The 18,578-nt window shown below is 46.1% G+C and carries 14 protein-coding genes; 4 read left to right on the top strand and 10 right to left on the bottom strand.

Annotated elements, in window-relative coordinates:
• Positions 1–5: 5 nt before the first annotated feature.
• The 4 genes from DWZ67_RS12550 to DWZ67_RS12535 all read right to left on the bottom strand — a co-directional run bounded on the left by DWZ67_RS12550 (position 6) and on the right by DWZ67_RS12535 (position 3,813).
• Positions 6–1,151 (bottom strand): DUF4468 domain-containing protein, encoded by a 1,146-nt coding sequence (locus DWZ67_RS12550; protein ID WP_120138918.1) that lies wholly within the window; start codon positions 1,149–1,151, stop codon positions 6–8.
• A 39-nt stretch (positions 1,152–1,190) separates the two neighbouring features.
• Entirely contained in the window at positions 1,191–1,925 is a 735-nt protein-coding gene (locus tag DWZ67_RS12545; RefSeq protein ID WP_008664926.1) for an MBL fold metallo-hydrolase, read from the bottom strand.
• 82 nt (positions 1,926–2,007) lie between these two features.
• Entirely contained in the window at positions 2,008–2,712 is a 705-nt protein-coding gene (locus DWZ67_RS12540; RefSeq protein WP_005832454.1) for a pirin family protein, read from the bottom strand.
• Between the two features lie 99 nt (positions 2,713–2,811).
• Positions 2,812–3,813: a 2-hydroxyacid dehydrogenase gene (locus DWZ67_RS12535; RefSeq protein WP_005832453.1), complete on the bottom strand. Its 1,002-nt coding sequence runs from the start codon at positions 3,811–3,813 to the stop codon at positions 2,812–2,814.
• 235 nt (positions 3,814–4,048) lie between these two features.
• Here DWZ67_RS12535 and DWZ67_RS12530 point away from each other — a divergent pair, with 235 nt between their 5' ends.
• Positions 4,049–5,374: an OmpP1/FadL family transporter gene (locus DWZ67_RS12530; protein ID WP_005831520.1), complete on the top strand. Its 1,326-nt coding sequence runs from the start codon at positions 4,049–4,051 to the stop codon at positions 5,372–5,374.
• 80 nt (positions 5,375–5,454) lie between these two features.
• Here the strand turns inward: DWZ67_RS12530 and DWZ67_RS12525 are convergent, their stop codons facing one another.
• From DWZ67_RS12525 to DWZ67_RS12505, 5 genes are all read right to left on the bottom strand, one after another.
• On the bottom strand, positions 5,455–6,735 hold the full coding sequence (locus DWZ67_RS12525) for a hypothetical protein (RefSeq protein ID WP_120138917.1): 1,281 nt from the start codon (positions 6,733–6,735) through the stop codon (positions 5,455–5,457).
• Between the two features lie 176 nt (positions 6,736–6,911).
• Positions 6,912–8,039, bottom strand: a complete 1,128-nt coding sequence (locus DWZ67_RS12520) for a glycosyl hydrolase family 18 protein (RefSeq protein ID WP_120138915.1) — start codon at positions 8,037–8,039, stop codon at positions 6,912–6,914.
• Between the two features lie 12 nt (positions 8,040–8,051).
• Positions 8,052–8,987 (bottom strand): hypothetical protein, encoded by a 936-nt coding sequence (locus DWZ67_RS12515; RefSeq protein WP_057097813.1) that lies wholly within the window; start codon positions 8,985–8,987, stop codon positions 8,052–8,054.
• Between the two features lie 27 nt (positions 8,988–9,014).
• On the bottom strand, positions 9,015–10,805 hold the full coding sequence (locus DWZ67_RS12510) for a RagB/SusD family nutrient uptake outer membrane protein (protein ID WP_022402014.1): 1,791 nt from the start codon (positions 10,803–10,805) through the stop codon (positions 9,015–9,017).
• Between the two features lie 15 nt (positions 10,806–10,820).
• A complete protein-coding gene (locus DWZ67_RS12505; protein ID WP_120138913.1) occupies positions 10,821–14,054 on the bottom strand; it encodes a SusC/RagA family TonB-linked outer membrane protein in 3,234 nt (1,077 codons plus the stop codon).
• Between the two features lie 622 nt (positions 14,055–14,676).
• Between DWZ67_RS12505 and DWZ67_RS12500 the strand changes: the two genes are divergently transcribed.
• From DWZ67_RS12500 to queF, 3 genes are all read left to right on the top strand, one after another.
• Positions 14,677–15,357, top strand: a complete 681-nt coding sequence (locus DWZ67_RS12500; protein WP_005831504.1) for a queuosine precursor transporter — start codon at positions 14,677–14,679, stop codon at positions 15,355–15,357.
• Positions 15,358–15,470: 113 nt separating this feature from the next.
• The gene (queC, locus tag DWZ67_RS12495; RefSeq protein ID WP_035458131.1) at positions 15,471–16,127 is read left to right on the top strand and encodes a 7-cyano-7-deazaguanine synthase QueC; all 657 of its coding nucleotides are present in this window, start codon (positions 15,471–15,473) and stop codon (positions 16,125–16,127) included.
• Positions 16,128–16,158: 31 nt separating this feature from the next.
• A complete protein-coding gene (gene queF / locus DWZ67_RS12490) occupies positions 16,159–16,614 on the top strand; it encodes a preQ(1) synthase (RefSeq protein WP_008664917.1) in 456 nt (151 codons plus the stop codon).
• 355 nt (positions 16,615–16,969) lie between these two features.
• Here queF and eno read toward each other — a convergent pair whose 3' ends face one another.
• Positions 16,970–18,250, bottom strand: coding sequence for a phosphopyruvate hydratase (gene eno / locus DWZ67_RS12485; protein WP_005831501.1), 1,281 nt, complete (start codon positions 18,248–18,250; stop codon positions 16,970–16,972).
• Positions 18,251–18,578: the final 328 nt, after the last annotated feature.

The raw sequence follows: 18,578 nt of genomic DNA, 5'->3' as shown, positions 1-18,578 counted from the left end.
TGCGGTCATTTGACCATTGCTTTCAGAATTTCGCCTACATACGTGCGTGGCATACCTTCCATCGTTGCCGGTGAAGGCAGCTTCTTACATTCCAGAATGACCGTAGGCTCTGTCTGTCCCGTAGGATAGAAACGGATGGTATAGCTTTCTGCTTTTTCCATTTGTTCATACGGTTGGTCGGGCGACAGTATGCTGAATACAACTGGTTTGCCGTTGACTTTGCCCAAAGAACCTCCGGAGTTTGCTGTCATCATGGTCATGTTGAAAGGCTCTTGGCCGATGACGATAACCAATTTGCCTGCTCCGGTCTGGATGGCATCGGCTGACAATTGCTCGGGGGCTATGGTCTTGTATTCTTGCTGCTGGCTCTTTTGGGCAGGAACCAGTGCGGCAGGTTTCTTGACTTGGGGCACTTCGATGACTTGGGCATCTTTCACGAAGCCTTCGGATGCCTTTTCAGCAGCCTGGGCAGGTTCCACGGTAACTTGTTTCTTCGGGGTGATTACCGTCGGACCGGAATTGACGACAGCTTTCACCTCTTTCTTTTCTTCCTTCTTTTCTTCTACCGGAGCTTTGGCAGTGGTGGCGCTCAATGCTTCTGCTGCTCCCAGGCAAAGGTCATCAACGAAGTCTACGGTTTTTCTGCGCCACTTGGCAAGTCCGCGTACCAGTTTGGTCTTCGCCTTGTTCAAGGCATACTTGTCTACAATCCACTCCTCGGCGGTATATTTTTCTTTTCCTTCGCGGTAGTTAAACCGTATCTTTTCTACTTCGAGCACGCTCTTTTCGGGTTGGCAGGTCACAGTCAGCTGGTAAAGGATTTTGGTACGGTCTAATGACAGAGCCGTAGAACTGAATACAATCCATTCATCCCCGATACCTACAATTTGTCCTTTCTCTTTGTCTGAGAATACTACACGGCTGGTATTTTCATTCTCTTTCAGACGGGCATCCATCCAGCCGAGCAGACGTTCGTAGATTTCATCCTGAGACATGCCGGGGATGCTGAATTCTTTGGTGAATACCACTTTACCGTCCACCTCGGGAACAGCACCGGCCAGATATTTACTGTCGTCCTTATCCTGCGCCTGCAGCATGGCCGGCAAACAAAGGCAAAACAGTGTAAAAAGAAGTTGTGTCAAATTTTTCATAATAGTATGTGTTTTAATTATTAATTTACGAATTATGGGCTACAAGTTGGGGAGTTCGAAACTTTCACCACGGTGTGCAATGCTCAGAAAGCGGCATCCCTTGCTCTCGGCAAACTGCCGGAAGGCGTTGCCTCCCTGATAATCTTCGCTGAAGTGCATCGGTACAAATATAGTGATTTTTATTCGTTCCACGAATTGTTCTGCTCCACGCATATAATCTTTTCCGATACGGCTGTCCACCGGAAACATGGCTACATCTACGGCAGGTGCAGTTTGCTGCAGCTCTCTCACTTCGGCCAGAAAGTCACCTTCGGCCTTGCGTATTTCCTGCGGAGTAGATTCCTCGCTCCAGTGCCAGTTGTTCAGGTCACCGGCATGGAACAGCCGTCTGCCCTGCAGGTCTATCAGGAAGGAGATACCCACATCGGTAGAACCGAAGGCCTGGATACGGATATGTTCGTCTTCGTAGGTGTCGCCCTTATTGATGTAGGTGGCATCTTCCGCTGAGGCGCGGCGGTGCTTCAGGATGTCTTTGGAGAATATGTAGCGGATGTCGGGCCGCAGTTTTTTCCATGAAAGAACTTCGCGATTGAAGTGGTCGGGATGGAAATGCGAGCATAGTACGTAGAGTAAGCCCGGCTTTTCCAAGAGATAGTCGTGCACGATACCTTTATTGAAAACCTCTTCCGAGGAATCTTTATAGTAATCGATAATGACCGTCACTCCGTCCGCTTCAATCGCGAAGCCGCTATGGTAGATGTAATCAAGTTTCATTTACGGATTGAATTATAGCGCAATATTACAAAAAACGCTACACAAACTTCCGGTTTAAGCTGTTATTTTATGCAAAAGCACGCTACATCGGTACTTCTATGAAGAGAATGTGAGAGTCTTTCAATGTTTCCAGCTCAAAACTGCCGGTTTCGTATACTCCCATTCCGTCACGGCGTGAGAGTATTGTGCCGTCCACTTTGACTTCACCTTCCATTACGAAGATGTATACACCGGAATGCGATTGGTGCATGTGGTAGTCAATCTTCTTTCCGGCTTCTATTTCACCGATAGAGAACCAGGTCTGTTGTAGCAGTCTGGCAGGAGCATCGCCGTCAGGGGATACTATTAGTGCCATTTCATTTTTGCGCAGGAGTGGACGTACGTCGAAGTCCTGGTATGCGGGTGGTGTGTTCAGCTTTTCGGGCATCACCCAGATTTGCAGGAATTCTACCGCTTCAGTGTCACTGCCGTTCATTTCGCTGTGGTAGATGCCGGTGCCGGCGCTCATGGTTTGTATATCTCCCGGAATGATGATGCGGCTGTTCTGATGATTGTCCCCATGTTTCAGTTTCCCTTTCAGGGGAATGGAGATGATTTCCATATTTTTATGAGGATGTGTGCCGAAGCCCTTTCCCGGAGCCACACGGTCGTCGTTCAGTACACGCAAGGCGCCGAAATTCATCCGGCGGGGATTGTAATACTCGTCGAAACTGAAGGTGTGGTGGCTGTCAAGCCAATCATATAGGGAATGACCTCTGCTGTCTGATTTGTCTATAACTTTTTTCATAATTTATTCCTTTTCTTAAAATGGTTTATGTACTAGTAACGCTTTGGAAAGCTATAAAGTTTAAAAACCGATGTCTAAGAATTTATAAATGAGTGGGGACTATGCCTTGACCTCGTTCTCCAGTGGCTTATGGTTCATAAAATCTTTGATGTTCTGCAAGGTTGTCGAAGCAATGTTTGCCAGTGCCTCGCGTGTGAAAAAGGCCTGGTGCGAAGTGACGATGACATTATTGAAGGACAGTAGCCGCGCCAGGGTATCGTCATCAATGATTTTGTCCGATTGGTCTTCATAGAAGTATTCGCTTTCCTCTTCGTACACATCCAGGCCGGCAGAGCCGATTTTCTTGTTTTTTAGTCCTTCAATCAGGGCGTTGGTATGGATGAGTTGTCCACGTCCGGTATTGATAATCATTACTCCGTCCTTCATTTTACTGATGGAATAGTCGTTGATGAGATATTTGGTCTGTTCAGTCAGCGGGCAGTGCAGGGAGATGATATCCGAATTGTGATATAGCTCATCCAGGCTGGTATATACCACTTGATGTTCACGGGCGAAATTATAGTCGGGATAGAGGTCGTAGGCAAGAATATTCATGCCGAATCCACGCAGGATACATATCAGTTTCTTGGCTATTTTTCCCGTGCCGATGATGCCTGCAGTTTTTCCGTACATGTCGAAGCCCAGAAGTCCGTGCAGCGAGAAGTTTCCGTCTCGTGTCCGCCAGGTGGCACGTGGAATTTTACGGTTGAGGGATAACATCAGGGCAACGGTATATTCTGCTACGGCATAAGGGGAGTAAGCAGGGACACGCACTACGGTAATGCCACAGTCGGCAGCTGCCTTTAAATCTACATTGTTGTAGCCGGCGCAGCGCAACGCCAATAATTTCACGCCGTTGTCTGCCATCAGACGGATAACTTCGGTATCGGCCGTGTCGTTCACGAAAATACAGACTGCATCTACTCCTTGGGTTAAAATAACGTTGTGCTTGTTAAGATGCCCTTTATAGTAGCGGAGCTCAAAACCATATTCCTTGTTTTTTTCGTTGAAAGACGCTTCATCATAAGGTTTGCTGCCAAAAAATGCGATAGTGTATGCCATGGGATTTGTTGTTTTTTAAAATGTTACATAATTATAGGGAGATAACAAGTGGAAAGTTGATATGGTTCAGTGGCCGGAAGGATTCATAAAATGATAATTATTTCTATTTGTTTCATCAGAAACTATTTGGTATTTCAATTAAAGTTCTATATTAGGATAACTTTATGCACAAAATTCTTTTTCATGTGCAATATTATTGTACCTTTGCGCCCGAAAACAATTAAAAAAGATTTAGATGAGAAAATTTTCGTTGATTGGCATTGCGATGTTAATCGTTTCAATTCCAACTTTTGCGGGTGGTATCCTAACAAATACAAATCAGCATGTATCTTTTCTTAGAATGTTAGCGCGTGGTGCTTCCATTGATATTGACGGTGTCTATTCTAATCCGGCCGGTTTGGCCTTTTTGCCGGAAGATGGTCTCTATTTGTCTTTGAATGGACAAAGTGCTTATCAGACCCGTAACATAAAAGCGACATTTCCCTTGTTTATTGAAGATGGGAATACACGTTATTATAAAGGAAAAGCTTCTGCTCCTTTCATTCCTAGTTTTCAAGGTGCATATAAAAAAGGAGACTGGACTATTTCCGGTAGCTTTGCTGTTGTAGGTGGTGGCGGTAAGGCATCGTTTGATGATGGTTTGGGTATGTTTGATTCAATGGTGATGGGACAAGTCCATACTATTTCGGGTGGTCAAATCACTCCCAATATGTATTCTATCAATAGTGCAATGGATGGAAGCCAGTTTATTTATGGTGTGCAATTGGGGTTGTCGTATCAAGTTAATGATTGGTTAGGTGTGTTTGCCGGTGGACGTATGAATTATTTTACCGGTGGGTATGAAGGATTTCTGACTGCAACAGCACACAGTAATATTCCTACTTATGGTGGCATGGAATTGGTTGGTATCGATTTAGACTGCGACCAGACCGGCTGGGGATTGACCCCTATCTTGGGAGCTGATGTGAAGTTGGGCAAATGGAATATTGGGTTGAAGTACGAGTTTATGACAAGTCTTAATCTCGAAAATAAAACCAAAAAAGCTGAAGTGCGTGCAATGGGAACTGCTATGGGAGATGAAGGGAATCCTTTGGCTGACTATAAGGATGGTGTGAATACTCCGAGTGATATCCCTGCATTATTGACTGCAGCTGTTGGTTATGAATTCCTTCCTACGCTTCGTGCAACGCTGGAATATCACCATTTTTTTGATAAAGCGGCAGGGATGGCCAATGATAAGCAGAAAGCGTTGAAGCATGGCACACATGAAATTTTGATTGGTGCAGAATGGGATATAGCTAAACAGCTGACCATCAGTGGTGGTTATCAGCGTACAGATTATGGCTTGGCTGATGATTTTCAGAGTGATATAAGTTTTTCATGTGACTCTTATTCACTGGGGTTTGGTGCTGCCATCAAAATGACAAAGCATTTGACTATGAATATAGCCTATTTTTGGACAAACTATGATGATTATACAAAGAAGATAAGTGAAACCACCAAGAATGTTTATAGCCGTACTAATAAAGTGTTTGGTCTTGGTGTTGACTATAAGTTCTGATTTCACAATCCTACCTTTATATATTAAGAAGCCGTCTCAAATATCGATTTGAGGCGGCTTCTTTCTTATTTTATATTGGATTAGAAAGAATACTGTACAAGCAGGTTCATACGGTTGGCATGGTTGGTGGAATTGTCGAAGTTGGTGCGCCAGCCACGCAGATATTCAGCGCCTACCTGCATGTTCGGGGTTACGTTCCAGAATACGTTGGCTACGAAATACTGTCCGTAGCGGTAGGTACTTGGCAGGTCGTTGGGATAACCGTCTTCAGAGTAAAGGCGGGACATGCTGTAAGTGCTTGAAAGGAATACCTTTGGAGAAATGTTATATTGTAGACCTGCATACCAGCCCAGCATGGGCAATGCCTGCATTTTGCCTTCCTTTTCGGGATTGGGGACAATATCGACGTTCAGATTACTGATGTCATTCAGGTATTGCCCGATACCTTTACCATAGTTGATTTGTCCGAATGCCTGCCATTTTTTACCGAGGTTAAAGGTCGTTGAGGCTTGTACACCGTATCCGGTGATGCTGGAAGCCTTGTCTCTTTCCGTGCTGGTATATGTCATGCTGCGGATGATACCTCCTACACGCAGATGACTGCTGCTGTTCCAACTGTATTGTGCCGAAGCTGTGAAGTCCGGCATGCGTTGCTGGGCAATTTCGAATTGGCTGCTTGTTGTGCCGTCAACGGCAGGCGCCTCGATGGAAGCTTGGAAACGAAAGTCTTTCAGCCCCTTATAAGTATATGACAATTGTGTAGCGCGGTAGAACGTGGCACCGTTGGGCCCCTGGAAGTCAATAGTGGAGGGGAGGGCGCCTAAGTCCATGAAACCGCCGTAAGTATATCCCACCGTTATATTTCGGAATGACATATAAGCATTCCGTAGCTGGAATGTTTTGTTTCCTCCTCGGAAATTTCCGGCTGTATAGACTGTGAAGTCACCCAATAGCCGGGTGTGTCCGACTAATTTCAGAAAGATAGTGGCCGTACTGGCATCCATTTGAAATTGATTTTTGATTTTACTACTGCTTGGAATGTTGGCAGGAACAAAGTCAATATCATCCACAATACCTCCAAAATCATACTCGCCGGTGGCACGGACATACCCTCCGATACCCAGGGCGAATTTGCCTTGTTTGTCCATCAATAGGAAGCGGGGAGCTTTCGGGTCATGGATGTAAGGCAATTGTGACTCATTCATGATGCGGATAATCTCGTCGCCCGCTTTGTCGATAGTAACTATGACAATGCCGTTGGGGGCTTCGTCATCGATGATCTCTTTTTTTTGTGCATGGATAGTGGACAAGGGAAGTCCGGCTACGCACAACAGAAACATTGTTTTTAAGATTGTTTTCATTTAAGTTAGGTTTTGATGAATGTGCTTTCAACAACTTAAATGAAAAAAGGTTTTGTAGTCTTGGAGGAGGAAAGGAGGTTATTCCGTCAGTATTCTTGCCTTGAATGAAGATCATATGCAAAATTACCCTTACCCTAATTTCCGGAATAACCTCCTGAGAATGTGTGTTAAGTTACTTATTTTTTCATGACGGCATTCCATAGCGCTTTGCGTAGGGTTCCCATGGTGTCGTCACCTTCATAATCCCAGAACATCATGCCTTTCATGCCATTTTTTAATATCCATTCACCTTTTGCGGCAATACTGCGGGGATTGTCGTAACCACAGTAGAAACTGCCGTTTTTGGTGACATAGGGGACATTGCCTTCTGTATCCCAATTTTCGATGACATAGCCGTCATCCTTACTCAGGTTGAGAATATCCCGATAATTGATGCTGCCGCCGGCATTGAAATCGGCTCTTCCGTAGAACGGAATTCCCAACACTAATTTGTCGGCAGATACCCCTGCATTCAGGTATTCGTCTACGGAACGCTGGCAGTCCCAGTAATTACTTGGCTTGTTCAATGCTGATTGATGCTGGGGGGCATCAACCAGATCATAGGCCATGATATTGACGAAATCTACATACGGGTCTACGGCCTTTACATCAATATATTTATAGCCTTCGCCTTGGGGACGCTTGTCCATGCAATAACCTGCATAGGTCAATAGGGTGGACTGCCCCAACGCTGCACGCAGGTCTTTCATCAATAGGGTGAAGTTTTCCACATCTACCAACTCGTCATAGGCATTGCTGCCGAAGGTCATACCGGGAAATTCCCAGTCAATGTCAATACCGTCTATGCCCTCACTCGAAACAAAGGCTTTGCAGTCTTGTGCGAATTGCTTGCGCATTTCCGGACTCTTCGCCAGGGCGGAGAAACCTCCGTCCTGGGAATTGTCAGTATTGGAAACGCTATTGGTAAAAGAGAGTAACATCTTCACATGTGGATACTGGCTCTTTATTTTCTTTACCTTGTCAAAACGAGATTTATCACCTTGCAGGCCAAACTTTTCATAAATTCCGTTTTTAACATATAATTCTGCAAAAGCGTAGTTTATGTGGGTCAGGTATTTGGCATCGGGTATGGATGTGCCATAATAAGTGACGTAGCCCAATGCAACCCGGCCTGCAACCTGCTCGGCCATTTCGGTCTCGTTGTCTTCATTTCCCGGAGCTGGCAGTCCGGGCATGTAGTCGTCATTGTGACATGCAGCTACTAGAAAGACAGTAGTTATTATAAATAGCAGTTTCCTTTTCATAGAGAGTGCATCTTATTCAGAATCGGTTCCTGCTTCAGTCTTGAAGTAAGCATACCAGCCGCTGTCGTCCCAATCCACACCACCGCTATACTTGCCGGGATGATAGATTGTGATATAGTTCTCATCCAGTGTCAGCAGCCAGAATTTGTTGCTGCCTACGCTTTGTCCGTTGTCGTCATAATTTCCTCCAATGGTGGGGATGCTTGTTATCAGTTCACCCAGTACTCCGTCTTCCGGTTTTTCGTGTGTGAAGGAGAAAGTACCTTCTGCCTTCAGGTTTCCGCTGGCATCATAGGTTTTCATCTTGTTTCCGTCGAATTCGAATACCATGGACTGGTCTCCCGCTTCGGCGGCAGTGACATTGGCCCACCAGGCAAAATTTGATTCGGGAGTATAGCCTGCACTGGTATATTTCCAGCCTCCATGAGCCCCCATATTGCAGACGGAACCCCAGCTGACTTCACGGAACTTCCAGGTCTTCTTGGCAGATTTGTCACTCTTGTCGGTTGCACCGGTGAAGTAAGTGGACCAATCGTCGAATACATTGGTCACAGTCACTACAACCGGATCTGTCTTGATAATCTGATTGGCGGAAATGCCCATATAGTAGATGGAATAGTCCGCATTGGACTCCATGATGACCGTAGCGTTGTCCGTGACCAGTGTCTTACTTTGTTTACTTCCTTCGCCCCCCCATTCTATGTGCCATGAACCGCCAATGTCCGGGCGGGAGTTTTTCAGGGCTATATACTGGTCGCCTTCCACTACTCCGTCTTGGTTGGGGAAGGGTTGGGTAATGGATATGGCGGCTTGTAATGCCTCTTTGGTTATGGGTGTACCGGCATCAGTCACATATTTGTCTCGCAAGTCTTCGTCTTCGATAGGATCGCATGCAGTAACGATGAAGGCTGAAGCAAGCATTGCTATCAATATTTTTGTTACTTTCATATTGTCTTTATTTATAGGTTAATACTCTTACATATTGTTCCAATCCGAGAACTGGGCAGATGCATCCCAGCCTGGATTCTGCTCAAGGACTCCATTGGAGATGTCGATTTCGTCTTGCGGAATGGGCCAGTAGCCTTGGGTTGCTTGTAGGCGTTTCTTATAGTCGAATTTGACCATCGGTACCACCGTAGCGGCATTTATTATATTGAACCCGGTCTGTTTGTTGAGTATGTCACCGGCTTCCTCAAGCGAAGGACCCGACCAGCGAAGGATATCCCACCAGCGGATGGACTCGAATGCAAGTTCCCAGCGGCGTTCCTGCTTGATGGCTTCCAGGGAGTAGGCCACCGGAGCCAAGTGGGAGCGGGCACGTACCTTGTTCAGACCCGTAGCGTCTTGTTTCAGCTCGGACTGCATGAGCAGAACGTCGGCAAAACGGATATGAATCAAGTCGGCTATTTGGAGTAGCTGTTGGGATGTCTGCGAAGATATTCCGGGGAACATCTGCTTGCCGAAAGGTTCGATTTTGCCTTCATTGTAGGAATTGATATTGATGTATTTTTTCTGGAAATAGCCGGTTTGTTCATAGTAACGATAGGATACGGTATATTCCGGTTCACCCTCGTCCATGGTGCAGTCCATCAGTACATTGCCGGCAACATTCGGATCAAGTGCTTTGTACGACCATATGGAACCGGTCAGACGGGGATCCTCCTTGTAACCGTCCGTATAGGTCTGCTTGGCGGCCCAGTCTTTCCATTCGTTGACCATAGCCGGAGATACAGGGCCAGCTCCCCAACCGGTGCCGAAGGGATAACTGTCTTTGTTGGAATAGTTGTCGGCAGACGGTGAATAGAATTGCGCGCATGTGTTGGAGAACCAGGTATAGGTCCAGTCGGATTTCAGGTTATGCTTGTTGGCGAATAACGTTTCGTCGGAACTGTTTCCTTCCCATTTCAGGTTATGGTTGATAACGTATTGGTAACGGAACCCTTCGGTATTGTCTTCGGTAGCATCGTTGGTGTAGGCCCAGATGTTGCGTTGGTCGGACACCAGTTTATGACCGGAGTTGTTTACACAGTCATCTATCCAAGAGATGACCTCCTCTTTGGTAGTTCCGTTGGGGAGCTCGTTTTTTTCGTAGCGTCCGGTATAGAAAAGGAATACACGTGCCATCATGGCTTCGGCAGCATATTTTGTAGCGTGTCCGGTCATGTCTGAGCCTTTCGGATAAATCTTTGCCGGCATCATTTCGATAGCGTTTTTCAAGTCGGCTGCAATCTGGGTGTAGATTTCGTCTACGGATGCACGCGGCAGGTTGGTACTTTCCAGTGTGGTGCGTAAAGGAACTCCGCCAAAGACTTGTGCCAGCTCATAATAAGCCATGGCACGCAGGAAGTAGGACTCACCGAAAAGTCGGTTACGTTCGCTCTCGCTGGACCATGATTTCACATTCTCCATTGTGTTGATGGCATTGTTGGCACGGTTGATAAGGGTGTAGCAACGGTCCCAGATACCGGCAAATGTATTCAGATTGCCACTGTACATAAGGAAGTTGGTGGCACAGTTGTTGGAGTAGGAGAGGTTGCCTCCCAGACAGTCGTCACCTGCCAACTGGGCAATGTAATACTGGGAAGAGGTTTCAGGACTTTCAAACAACAGATGGGCGTATATGGCCGTCACCATCTCTTGGGCATCCTTTTCTGTCTCCGGGAAGTTGGCGGTTGTCTTTTCGGTCAAAAGTTCCGAATCGAGGAAGTTTTCGCATCCTGAAAGAAGAATCAGTATTGCTGATGCTATGAATAATATCTTTTTCATAATTTCTTCGGTTAATTAGAATTTTACATTTAAGCCTATCATATAGGTACGTGCACTGGGGTAGTAGCCCAGGTCGATGCCTGATGCCCAACCATAATCGTCGCCACCGTAACCGATTTCCGGGTCCATACCGGAATAGCCGGTGAAGGTAAAGAGGTTCTGTGCGGTCAGATACAGGCGCAGCTGTTGTACCGGTAACTTCTTGAATGCTTTCTTGAAGTCGAATCCCACAGTGATGTTCTTTATCTTGAGATAGTCTCCATCTTCGATGTAAATGTCTGATACTCTGTTCCAGTTGGAGCTGGAAGCGCTGGACAGTCTCGGGAACTTGTTGGACGTACCTTCGCCGTGCCAGCGTTGGAATATCTCTGCTGTATAGTTATTCAAGGGTGAGGAGGAGAAGTCACGATAACACTTCAGAATCTGCTGGCCGAATGCGCCGTAAGTAGTGATTGAGAAGTCAATGGCCTTCCAGCTGGCATTCAGGGAAAGTCCCATTGTCAGGTCGGGATTCGGGTTACCTATCATAGTACGGTCATTGGCATCGAGCGTACCGCTATTGTCGGTGTCTGCCCAGATTACGTCACCCGGCTGTGTCTTGTCGCCGTTCAGTTTCGGACCTTTGTAGTTGTCTATCTGTTCCTGGTTCTGGAATATGCCGTTACTCTTGTAGCCGTAGAAGTAGCCGATGGGTTTGCCTACTTCAGCACGGAAGCACTCTTCGGCTCCTTCCCACAGAACGCTGCCGCTACCGTGGATGATTCCGTCTTTGTTGGCAATCTTGGTCACTTCATTCTTGTTGTGAGCAAGGGTCAGGTTGGCTCCATATTGGAAATCCTTTCCGATGTTGTCGTTCCAGTGGAGTCCTACTTCAATACCCGTGTTTTTTACATTACCGCCATTGACGGACACTGCATTGGCACCGAAGGAAGAGAGTACCGGAGCCGTAACCAGCCAGTCTCTGGTATTTTTGTTATACCAGTCGAATTCAAAGCCCAGGCGGTTGTTCAAGAAGCGTGCATCGATACCGAAATTCAATTGCTCCTGTGTTTCCCAGGTAAGGTCCGGGTTGGTCAGTCGGTAGGCGTATGAACCGGTACTGATGAGGTCCATGGAGTCGCCGAACGTATAACCGCCATATCCATTGTTGGAAGTTATCAGTGAAAGATATTGGAAAGTAGATACATTACAGTTACCGTTTTGCCCCCAGGAAGCGCGTAGCTTTAAGAAGTCCAGCCATTTGATTCCTGACATGAAGGACTCGTTGCTGATAACCCATCCGGCGGATACTGAAGGGAAGTATCCCCAGCGGTGTCCGCGGGCAAAAGTGGAGGAACCGTCCGCACGCATGATGACAGAAGCCATGTATTTCTCTTGATAGTTGTAGTTGACACGTCCGAAGAAGGAGGCGATGGAACCTTCCCCGTTAGGCTTGCCAGTCAAGGAGGACACACTGTTGGCGGTCAATGGAACATTGGACAAATAAGCGTGCTTGAAATCATAGAAGTTTGAGCCTATGGCTGAACCGCTCATTTCTTCTCCCATACCCCATTTTTCCATACTCTGACCTACCAGGACGTCGATGTTATGGTCATCGATATTGAAGATGTAGTTGACTGTATTGTCCCATGACCAACGGTTATACATGGACATGGATTGGGTAACCTTGTCTTCTGCGTTGTTGAGTGACGCACTCAGATAATCGAATCTCGGCAAATAGGAACGATAACTGGAGGCTCCCATGATGTAGCCGAACTGGCTCTTGATACGCAGGTTCTTGATGGGTTGCAGTTCTGCATAGAAGCTGCTCTGCATGTAATGGGATTTGCTTAGGTTCTGGTTCATATAGTAGTCCAGATAAGCTATCGGGTTTTTATTGGCTCCGTTGGAGATATCCCATTTGTAGTTGTCCTTTTCCTGGTCTGCGTAGAGGTAGTAGTCTCCATCTGAATTGTAAGGGTGCATCAACGGGCTCATGATGAGCATATTGTGCACTCCGTTCCAATAAATGCCGCCGGTTCCGAATGAACCTTGCGTTTGCGAATATTTGTAGTTGATGGTTTCGCCCACTTTCAGGAAGTCAAGATTGCCTTTTTTCATAACTACGTGGTCCGAGTTGACGCGGAAGTTGTAGCGGTTCATTTCAGGAAATTCGCCGGGAACTCCCATGGTGGCTTCTTGGTTGGTGTATGAAATACCTATGGCATATCTGGAACGGTCTGTTCCTCCGGTGATGTTGACTGCGTGGTTCTGTACCAATGCATCTTCATTCAGCACTTCCTTCAGCCAGTTTGTCCCTTTCCATGTTCCGTTCTGTATGGCCTGCAAATCCCTTTCCGGAATATAGGTCGCCCAGTTGTACGGACTCAATCCGTCCATTACACGGCCTTCATCCTGCATCATCATGTACTCTTGGGCATTGAGGATAGTAGGGATTTTGTAGAGGTTCTGCACGCCGACATAGCCGTCGTAACTGACTTCGGCAACGCCGGTTTTACCTCGTTTGGTGGTAATCAGGATAACGCCGTTGGCAGCACGCGCACCATAGATGGCGGCGGAAGCGGCATCCTTCAAGACGTCCAAAGATTCAATGTCACTCGGGTTCAGCCCGTCGATGCTACCGTTGGCAACTCCATCTACCACATAAAGCGGGGAGAAGGTTCCGGTAGTACCGATACCGCGGATATTCACCTTAAAGCCCGAACCCAGGAAGCCGTTGTTTTGCGTGATGTTGACACCCGGTGACTGGCTCTGCAAAGCGCCCAGGGCATCCACAGTGTTCAGCTTGGCTATGTCTTCTCCTTTCACTTGTACAGTGGCGCCGGTGACAAGTTTCTTTTTCTGTACACCGTAACCGACAACAACTACTTCATCCAGTAGTTCGGAATCTTCTGTAAGGGTGATTTTCATGTTGGCATCTGCTTTGGCTTCCTGCGTCTTATAACCGATGTAGGAAATGACCAGGGTGGCACCTCTTTTTACGTTTAGCGAGAATTTACCGTATAAGTCGGTGGTAACTCCATTGGTAGTACCTTTTTCCAAGATACTTGCTCCGATGATAGGCTCTCCATTCTGGTCGACAATGATACCGCGGGCTGTTTGTGCCTGCATCTGTTCTGTCACTCCGAATGAATTTTCCGAATAGGTCTCTATTGCCATGATTTTGCTGCTTCCTATAAATAGGGAGGCGATGGCAATTGCTGTGAGGATTTTGTTGTTCGATGTTCCTCGTTTACGATTTTCATTCATAATAGATGTTTTTTGTTTAAGCTAATGGATCTCAAAATAAATAGGTTGAATAGAAGATGACACTAATAGTGTCTTGGGGCTTTCGGGTAAATCATAGGCATTCATTGTTTTTCTAAGGTTACTATATATAATATGGTATATTCTTGGTTAATATCAATGTGCTTTCCAGAGCTTCCGGATTGTTGTTATCAAATATAATCCTAATTTTCATTATTTAAAATATAGAATCGTATGTATTAAAATATGTTGTCTATTATTTTATATGCTTAAGAAATTTGCGTGAATGAAATCTTGTTTGAGAACAAACTTGGTTGCATGTTTTTGATTTTGTGCTAAAATCAGTTAATACATTGATTTATATGCTGTTGGCTTATATATTTTAAAATTATTGTAAATAATATTCTTGGTTTGGAAAATCTTATTTAAGTCTCGTTAACTAAATATGCACTGTCTGTAATTACTTCGAATAAAAAAAAGGAGTTTTGTCTTGCTTGAGTTTTAGTTAAAATATATGTTGTTTGTTCATTTGCAAAACTTGTTGTACCTTTGCAACCGGATTTAAAATGTATGATGCCGTGAATAGCGGTCGTGTATTCTAGAACACCACGTAAAAAACAGGAGTATGAAACAAAAAGTATCTGTACCTTTTATGTTGCTGGGCATTCTGTTCAATGTATGCTTGATTGCAGCCAATCTTCTTGAGACTAAAGTTATCCAGGTTTTTGGTATTACCGTAACAGCCGGATTGCTGGTCTTCCCGATTTCTTATATTATCAACGATTGCATAGCCGAGGTTTGGGGCTTTCGTAAAGCCCGCCTGATTATCTGGAGCGGTTTTGCCATGAACTTTTTTGTGGTAATGCTGGGACTGATAGCCGTGGCGTTGCCTGCCGCCCCTTTCTGGGATGGTGCCGCGCATTTCAATTTCGTTTTTGGAATGGCGCCCCGTATTGTCATAGCCAGTCTGACGGCATTCTTGGTGGGCTCTTTTCTGAATGCCTACGTAATGAGCCGCATGAAACTGGCAAGCAACGGGCGTAATTTCTCCGCACGTGCCATTTGGTCGACGGTGGTTGGTGAGACGGCAGACTCGTTGATTTTCTTTCCGGTGGCGTTCGGAGGAATCATTGCATGGCGGGAGTTGCTGGTGATGATGTGTATCCAGATTCTGCTGAAGTCCATGTACGAGGTATTGATACTGCCTGTGACTATCCGTGTGGTAAAAGCTATTAAGCGGATAGACGGTAGTGATGTCTATGATGAAGGCATCTCCTATAAAGTATGGAAAATAGGCGATATTTAAAGCCCCTTACCCGTAGTGAGGGGAAATCAGTTATTATGTCAAACAAATAATTAGCAATGCCCTCTCTGTTTCCCTCCCTACGGGGGAGGGCAAGGGGAGAGGCTTTTAACAAGATGAATAGGGACACTGCTTTGGTGGTATTCAGTGGCGGGCAGGACTCGACCACTTGCCTCTTTTGGGCAAAACGTGAATTTAAGAAAGTGTATGCGCTGAGTTTTCTGTATGGACAGAAACATCAGAAGGAAGTGGACTTGGCGAGGGCCATTGCCCGTAAGGCAGGTGTGGAGTTCGAAGTAATGGATGTTTCCTTTATCGGCCGGCTGGGACGTAACTCATTGACAGATGCCGGCATGGAGATGGACCAGGAGAAGCCGGCAGACAGCTTTCCGAATACTTTTGTGCCGGGACGCAATCTGTTTTTCCTGAGTATAGCCGCCGTCTACGCCCGCGAGCGGGGGATTAATCATATTGTGACGGGGGTGTCGCAGACCGATTTCAGCGGTTATCCCGATTGCCGGGATGCTTTCATCAAGTCGCTTAACGTGACGCTGAACCTGGCTATGGACGAGCAATTCGTACTGCACACACCACTGATGTGGATTGACAAAGCGGAGACCTGGGCGCTGGCAGACGAGCTTGGAGTGCTCGAACTTATACGTCACGAAACGCTGACTTGTTATAACGGTATCCCGGGAGATGGTTGTGGACACTGCCCGGCATGCACGTTGCGCAGAGAAGGATTGGAAAAGTTTTTGGCTTCTACTAAATGAGGCACACTTGTATCACTAAAAATATATGGCTATGACAGAATTGAAAGACCAACTTTCCCTTTTGGGGAGAAAGACAGAATACCGTCAGGACTATGCCCCCGAAGTATTGGAGGCATTTGATAACAAGCATCCCGGCAATGACTACTGGGTGCGTTTCAACTGCCCCGAATTCACCAGCCTCTGTCCCATCACGGGGCAACCGGACTTTGCAGAAATCCGTATTTGCTATATCCCCGATGTCAAGATGGTAGAGAGCAAGAGTTTGAAACTCTACTTGTTCAGCTTCCGCAATCATGGTGCTTTCCACGAGGATTGCGTGAACATCATAATGAAAGACCTCATTCATTTGATGAACCCTAAGTATATTGAGGTGACGGGTATCTTCACCCCGCGCGGAGGCATCTCCATTTATCCGTATGCCAATTACGGACGTCCCGGCACGAAGTTCGAGCAGATGGCGGAGCATCGTTTGATGAACCGTGAATGAGGACTGTTTTTGAAGGCCTCCGTAAATAATAAAGGGAAGCTTTGGGAGCAAATGATTGTTGCGCCGCTATATTTTATATTCTTGCTTACTAAAAACTATTCGTCCGACATATGTTTAATTATCGTCCGACAGCTATCGGACGATAATTAAACATATGTCGGACGATAATGTAACGACTGTCGGACGAATAGTCTTTAGTCAATGAAACATTAACCTGCTACCATCTTGGAAAGAATCTTTCCTATAGAGGATAGTAGGGGATGACTTTTGCAAAGATATAGACGATTCTTTAATAAAAATAGCGCCTTTTCCCAAAGACGCTATTCCCTCTTTATGACTTATTCACTACAAAGGGTTATTTTATTCTTTTGTAGCCATAGACAGCAAGGTTACCCAGTTCTTCTTCGATGCGCAATAGTTGGTTGTACTTCGCCATGCGGTCGGAGCGGCTCAGAGAACCGGTCTTGATTTGTCCGCTGTTGGTGGCAACGGCAATGTCTGCAATGGTGGCGTCCTCGGTTTCGCCGGAACGGTGAGAAGTCACTGTGGTATAACCGTGGCGGTGTGCCATTTCGATAGCATCCAGCGTTTCACTGAGTGAACCGATTTGATTGACTTTGATAAGGATGGAATTGGCGCAGCCCATGGCAATGCCTTTTTCAAGGAATTCCACATTAGTCACGAACAGGTCGTCGCCAACCAGCTGGCAACGGTTGCCGATGCGTTCGGTCAACTTCTTCCAGCCTTCCCAGTCGTTTTCGCTCATGCCATCCTCGATGGAGTCAATCGGGTAGTTATTAATCAAATCTTCCAAGTAAGCTATTTGTTCGTCGGCAGTACGTTTTTTACCATTTTCGCCTTCAAAGATGGAGTAGTCATAGATACCGTTCTTAAAGAACTCGGATGAGGCACAGTCCATACCGATTTTCACATCCTTGCCCGGTTCGTAGCCGGCAGCCTTGATGGCGCTCATGATGGAGTCCAGCGCATCTTCTGTTCCTGCCAGTGCCGGTGCAAAACCGCCTTCGTCGCCTACAGCAGTGCTGAGGCCGCGGTCGTGCAACACTTTTTTCAAGGCGTGGAATACTTCGGCTCCCATGCGCAGGCCTTCACGGAAGGAAGAGGCGCCTACCGGCCGAATCATAAATTCTTGGAAAGCGATAGGAGCGTCGCTGTGTGAACCTCCATTGATGATATTCATCATCGGGACCGGCATTACGTAGGTATTTACTCCACCGATATATCTGTATAAAGGTATATCGAGATAATTGGCGGCGGCTTTGGCTACTGCCAGTGAGACACCCAGAATGGCGTTGGCACCCAGCTTGGATTTGGTAGGCGTGCCGTCCAACTCAAGCATCTTGTGGTCGATGGTACGCTGTTCCAGTGACGACCAGCCAATCAGTGCCGGTGCGATTATCTTGTTGACGTTTTCTACTGCTTTTAGTGTACCTTTACCACCGTAGCGTTGCTTGTCGCCATCGCGAAGTTCCAGCGCTTCGTGCTCGCCGGTAGAAGCACCGGAAGGCACTGCTGCGCGTCCCATAACACCACATTCCAGAATAACGTCCACTTCTACTGTGGGATTGCCGCGTGAATCAAGGATTTCACGGGCTACAATCTTTTCAATTTTCATACTTAAACTTTAATAATTTATTGTCCGTTGTCTTGTTTTAATTTGCAGCAAAGGTCGTACAAAAAGGCATATTGGGCAATACCTATAAATAGGGGTTTTTCATTTCCCGGCTCCTCTTTTTTTAGATTTATTATTGATAATACCCATCAATGGTGATTGCGTAATATGATATATACGATAAATCCACTCCATATAATTACCTACAATAAGCGATTGCACAGCTGGCTGTTAATAATGACCTTTGCACCGGTTTACTAACAACATTATAATTATTATAAAATTGAAAGCATATACACTTAAATTCTCGCTGCTGTTTTTCCTTCTGTTG

It is taken from the genome of Bacteroides sp. AF34-31BH (assembly GCF_003602795.1).
GTDB lineage: Bacteria > Bacteroidota > Bacteroidia > Bacteroidales > Bacteroidaceae > Bacteroides > Bacteroides uniformis.
The sequence above is the reverse complement of the archived record's forward strand: the minus strand, read 5'-3'. Positions and strand labels throughout refer to the sequence as shown.

Bases quoted from the DNA above. Each gene is read 5' to 3' on its own strand.
- DWZ67_RS12550 (WP_120138918.1), bottom strand. From the start codon at position 1,151: ATGAAAAATTTGACACAACTTCTTTTTACACTGTTTTGCCTTTGTTTG.
- DWZ67_RS12545 (WP_008664926.1), bottom strand. From the start codon at position 1,925: ATGAAACTTGATTACATCTACCATAGCGGCTTCGCGATTGAAGCGGAC.
- DWZ67_RS12540 (WP_005832454.1), bottom strand. From the start codon at position 2,712: ATGAAAAAAGTTATAGACAAATCAGACAGCAGAGGTCATTCCCTATAT.
- DWZ67_RS12535 (WP_005832453.1), bottom strand. From the start codon at position 3,813: ATGGCATACACTATCGCATTTTTTGGCAGCAAACCTTATGATGAAGCG.
- DWZ67_RS12530 (WP_005831520.1), top strand. From the start codon at position 4,049: ATGAGAAAATTTTCGTTGATTGGCATTGCGATGTTAATCGTTTCAATT.
- DWZ67_RS12525 (WP_120138917.1), bottom strand. From the start codon at position 6,735: ATGAAAACAATCTTAAAAACAATGTTTCTGTTGTGCGTAGCCGGACTT.
- DWZ67_RS12520 (WP_120138915.1), bottom strand. From the start codon at position 8,039: ATGAAAAGGAAACTGCTATTTATAATAACTACTGTCTTTCTAGTAGCT.
- DWZ67_RS12515 (WP_057097813.1), bottom strand. From the start codon at position 8,987: ATGAAAGTAACAAAAATATTGATAGCAATGCTTGCTTCAGCCTTCATC.
- DWZ67_RS12510 (WP_022402014.1), bottom strand. From the start codon at position 10,805: ATGAAAAAGATATTATTCATAGCATCAGCAATACTGATTCTTCTTTCA.
- DWZ67_RS12505 (WP_120138913.1), bottom strand. From the start codon at position 14,054: ATGAATGAAAATCGTAAACGAGGAACATCGAACAACAAAATCCTCACA.
- DWZ67_RS12500 (WP_005831504.1), top strand. From the start codon at position 14,677: ATGAAACAAAAAGTATCTGTACCTTTTATGTTGCTGGGCATTCTGTTC.
- queC (WP_035458131.1), top strand. From the start codon at position 15,471: ATGAATAGGGACACTGCTTTGGTGGTATTCAGTGGCGGGCAGGACTCG.
- queF (WP_008664917.1), top strand. From the start codon at position 16,159: ATGACAGAATTGAAAGACCAACTTTCCCTTTTGGGGAGAAAGACAGAA.
- eno (WP_005831501.1), bottom strand. From the start codon at position 18,250: ATGAAAATTGAAAAGATTGTAGCCCGTGAAATCCTTGATTCACGCGGC.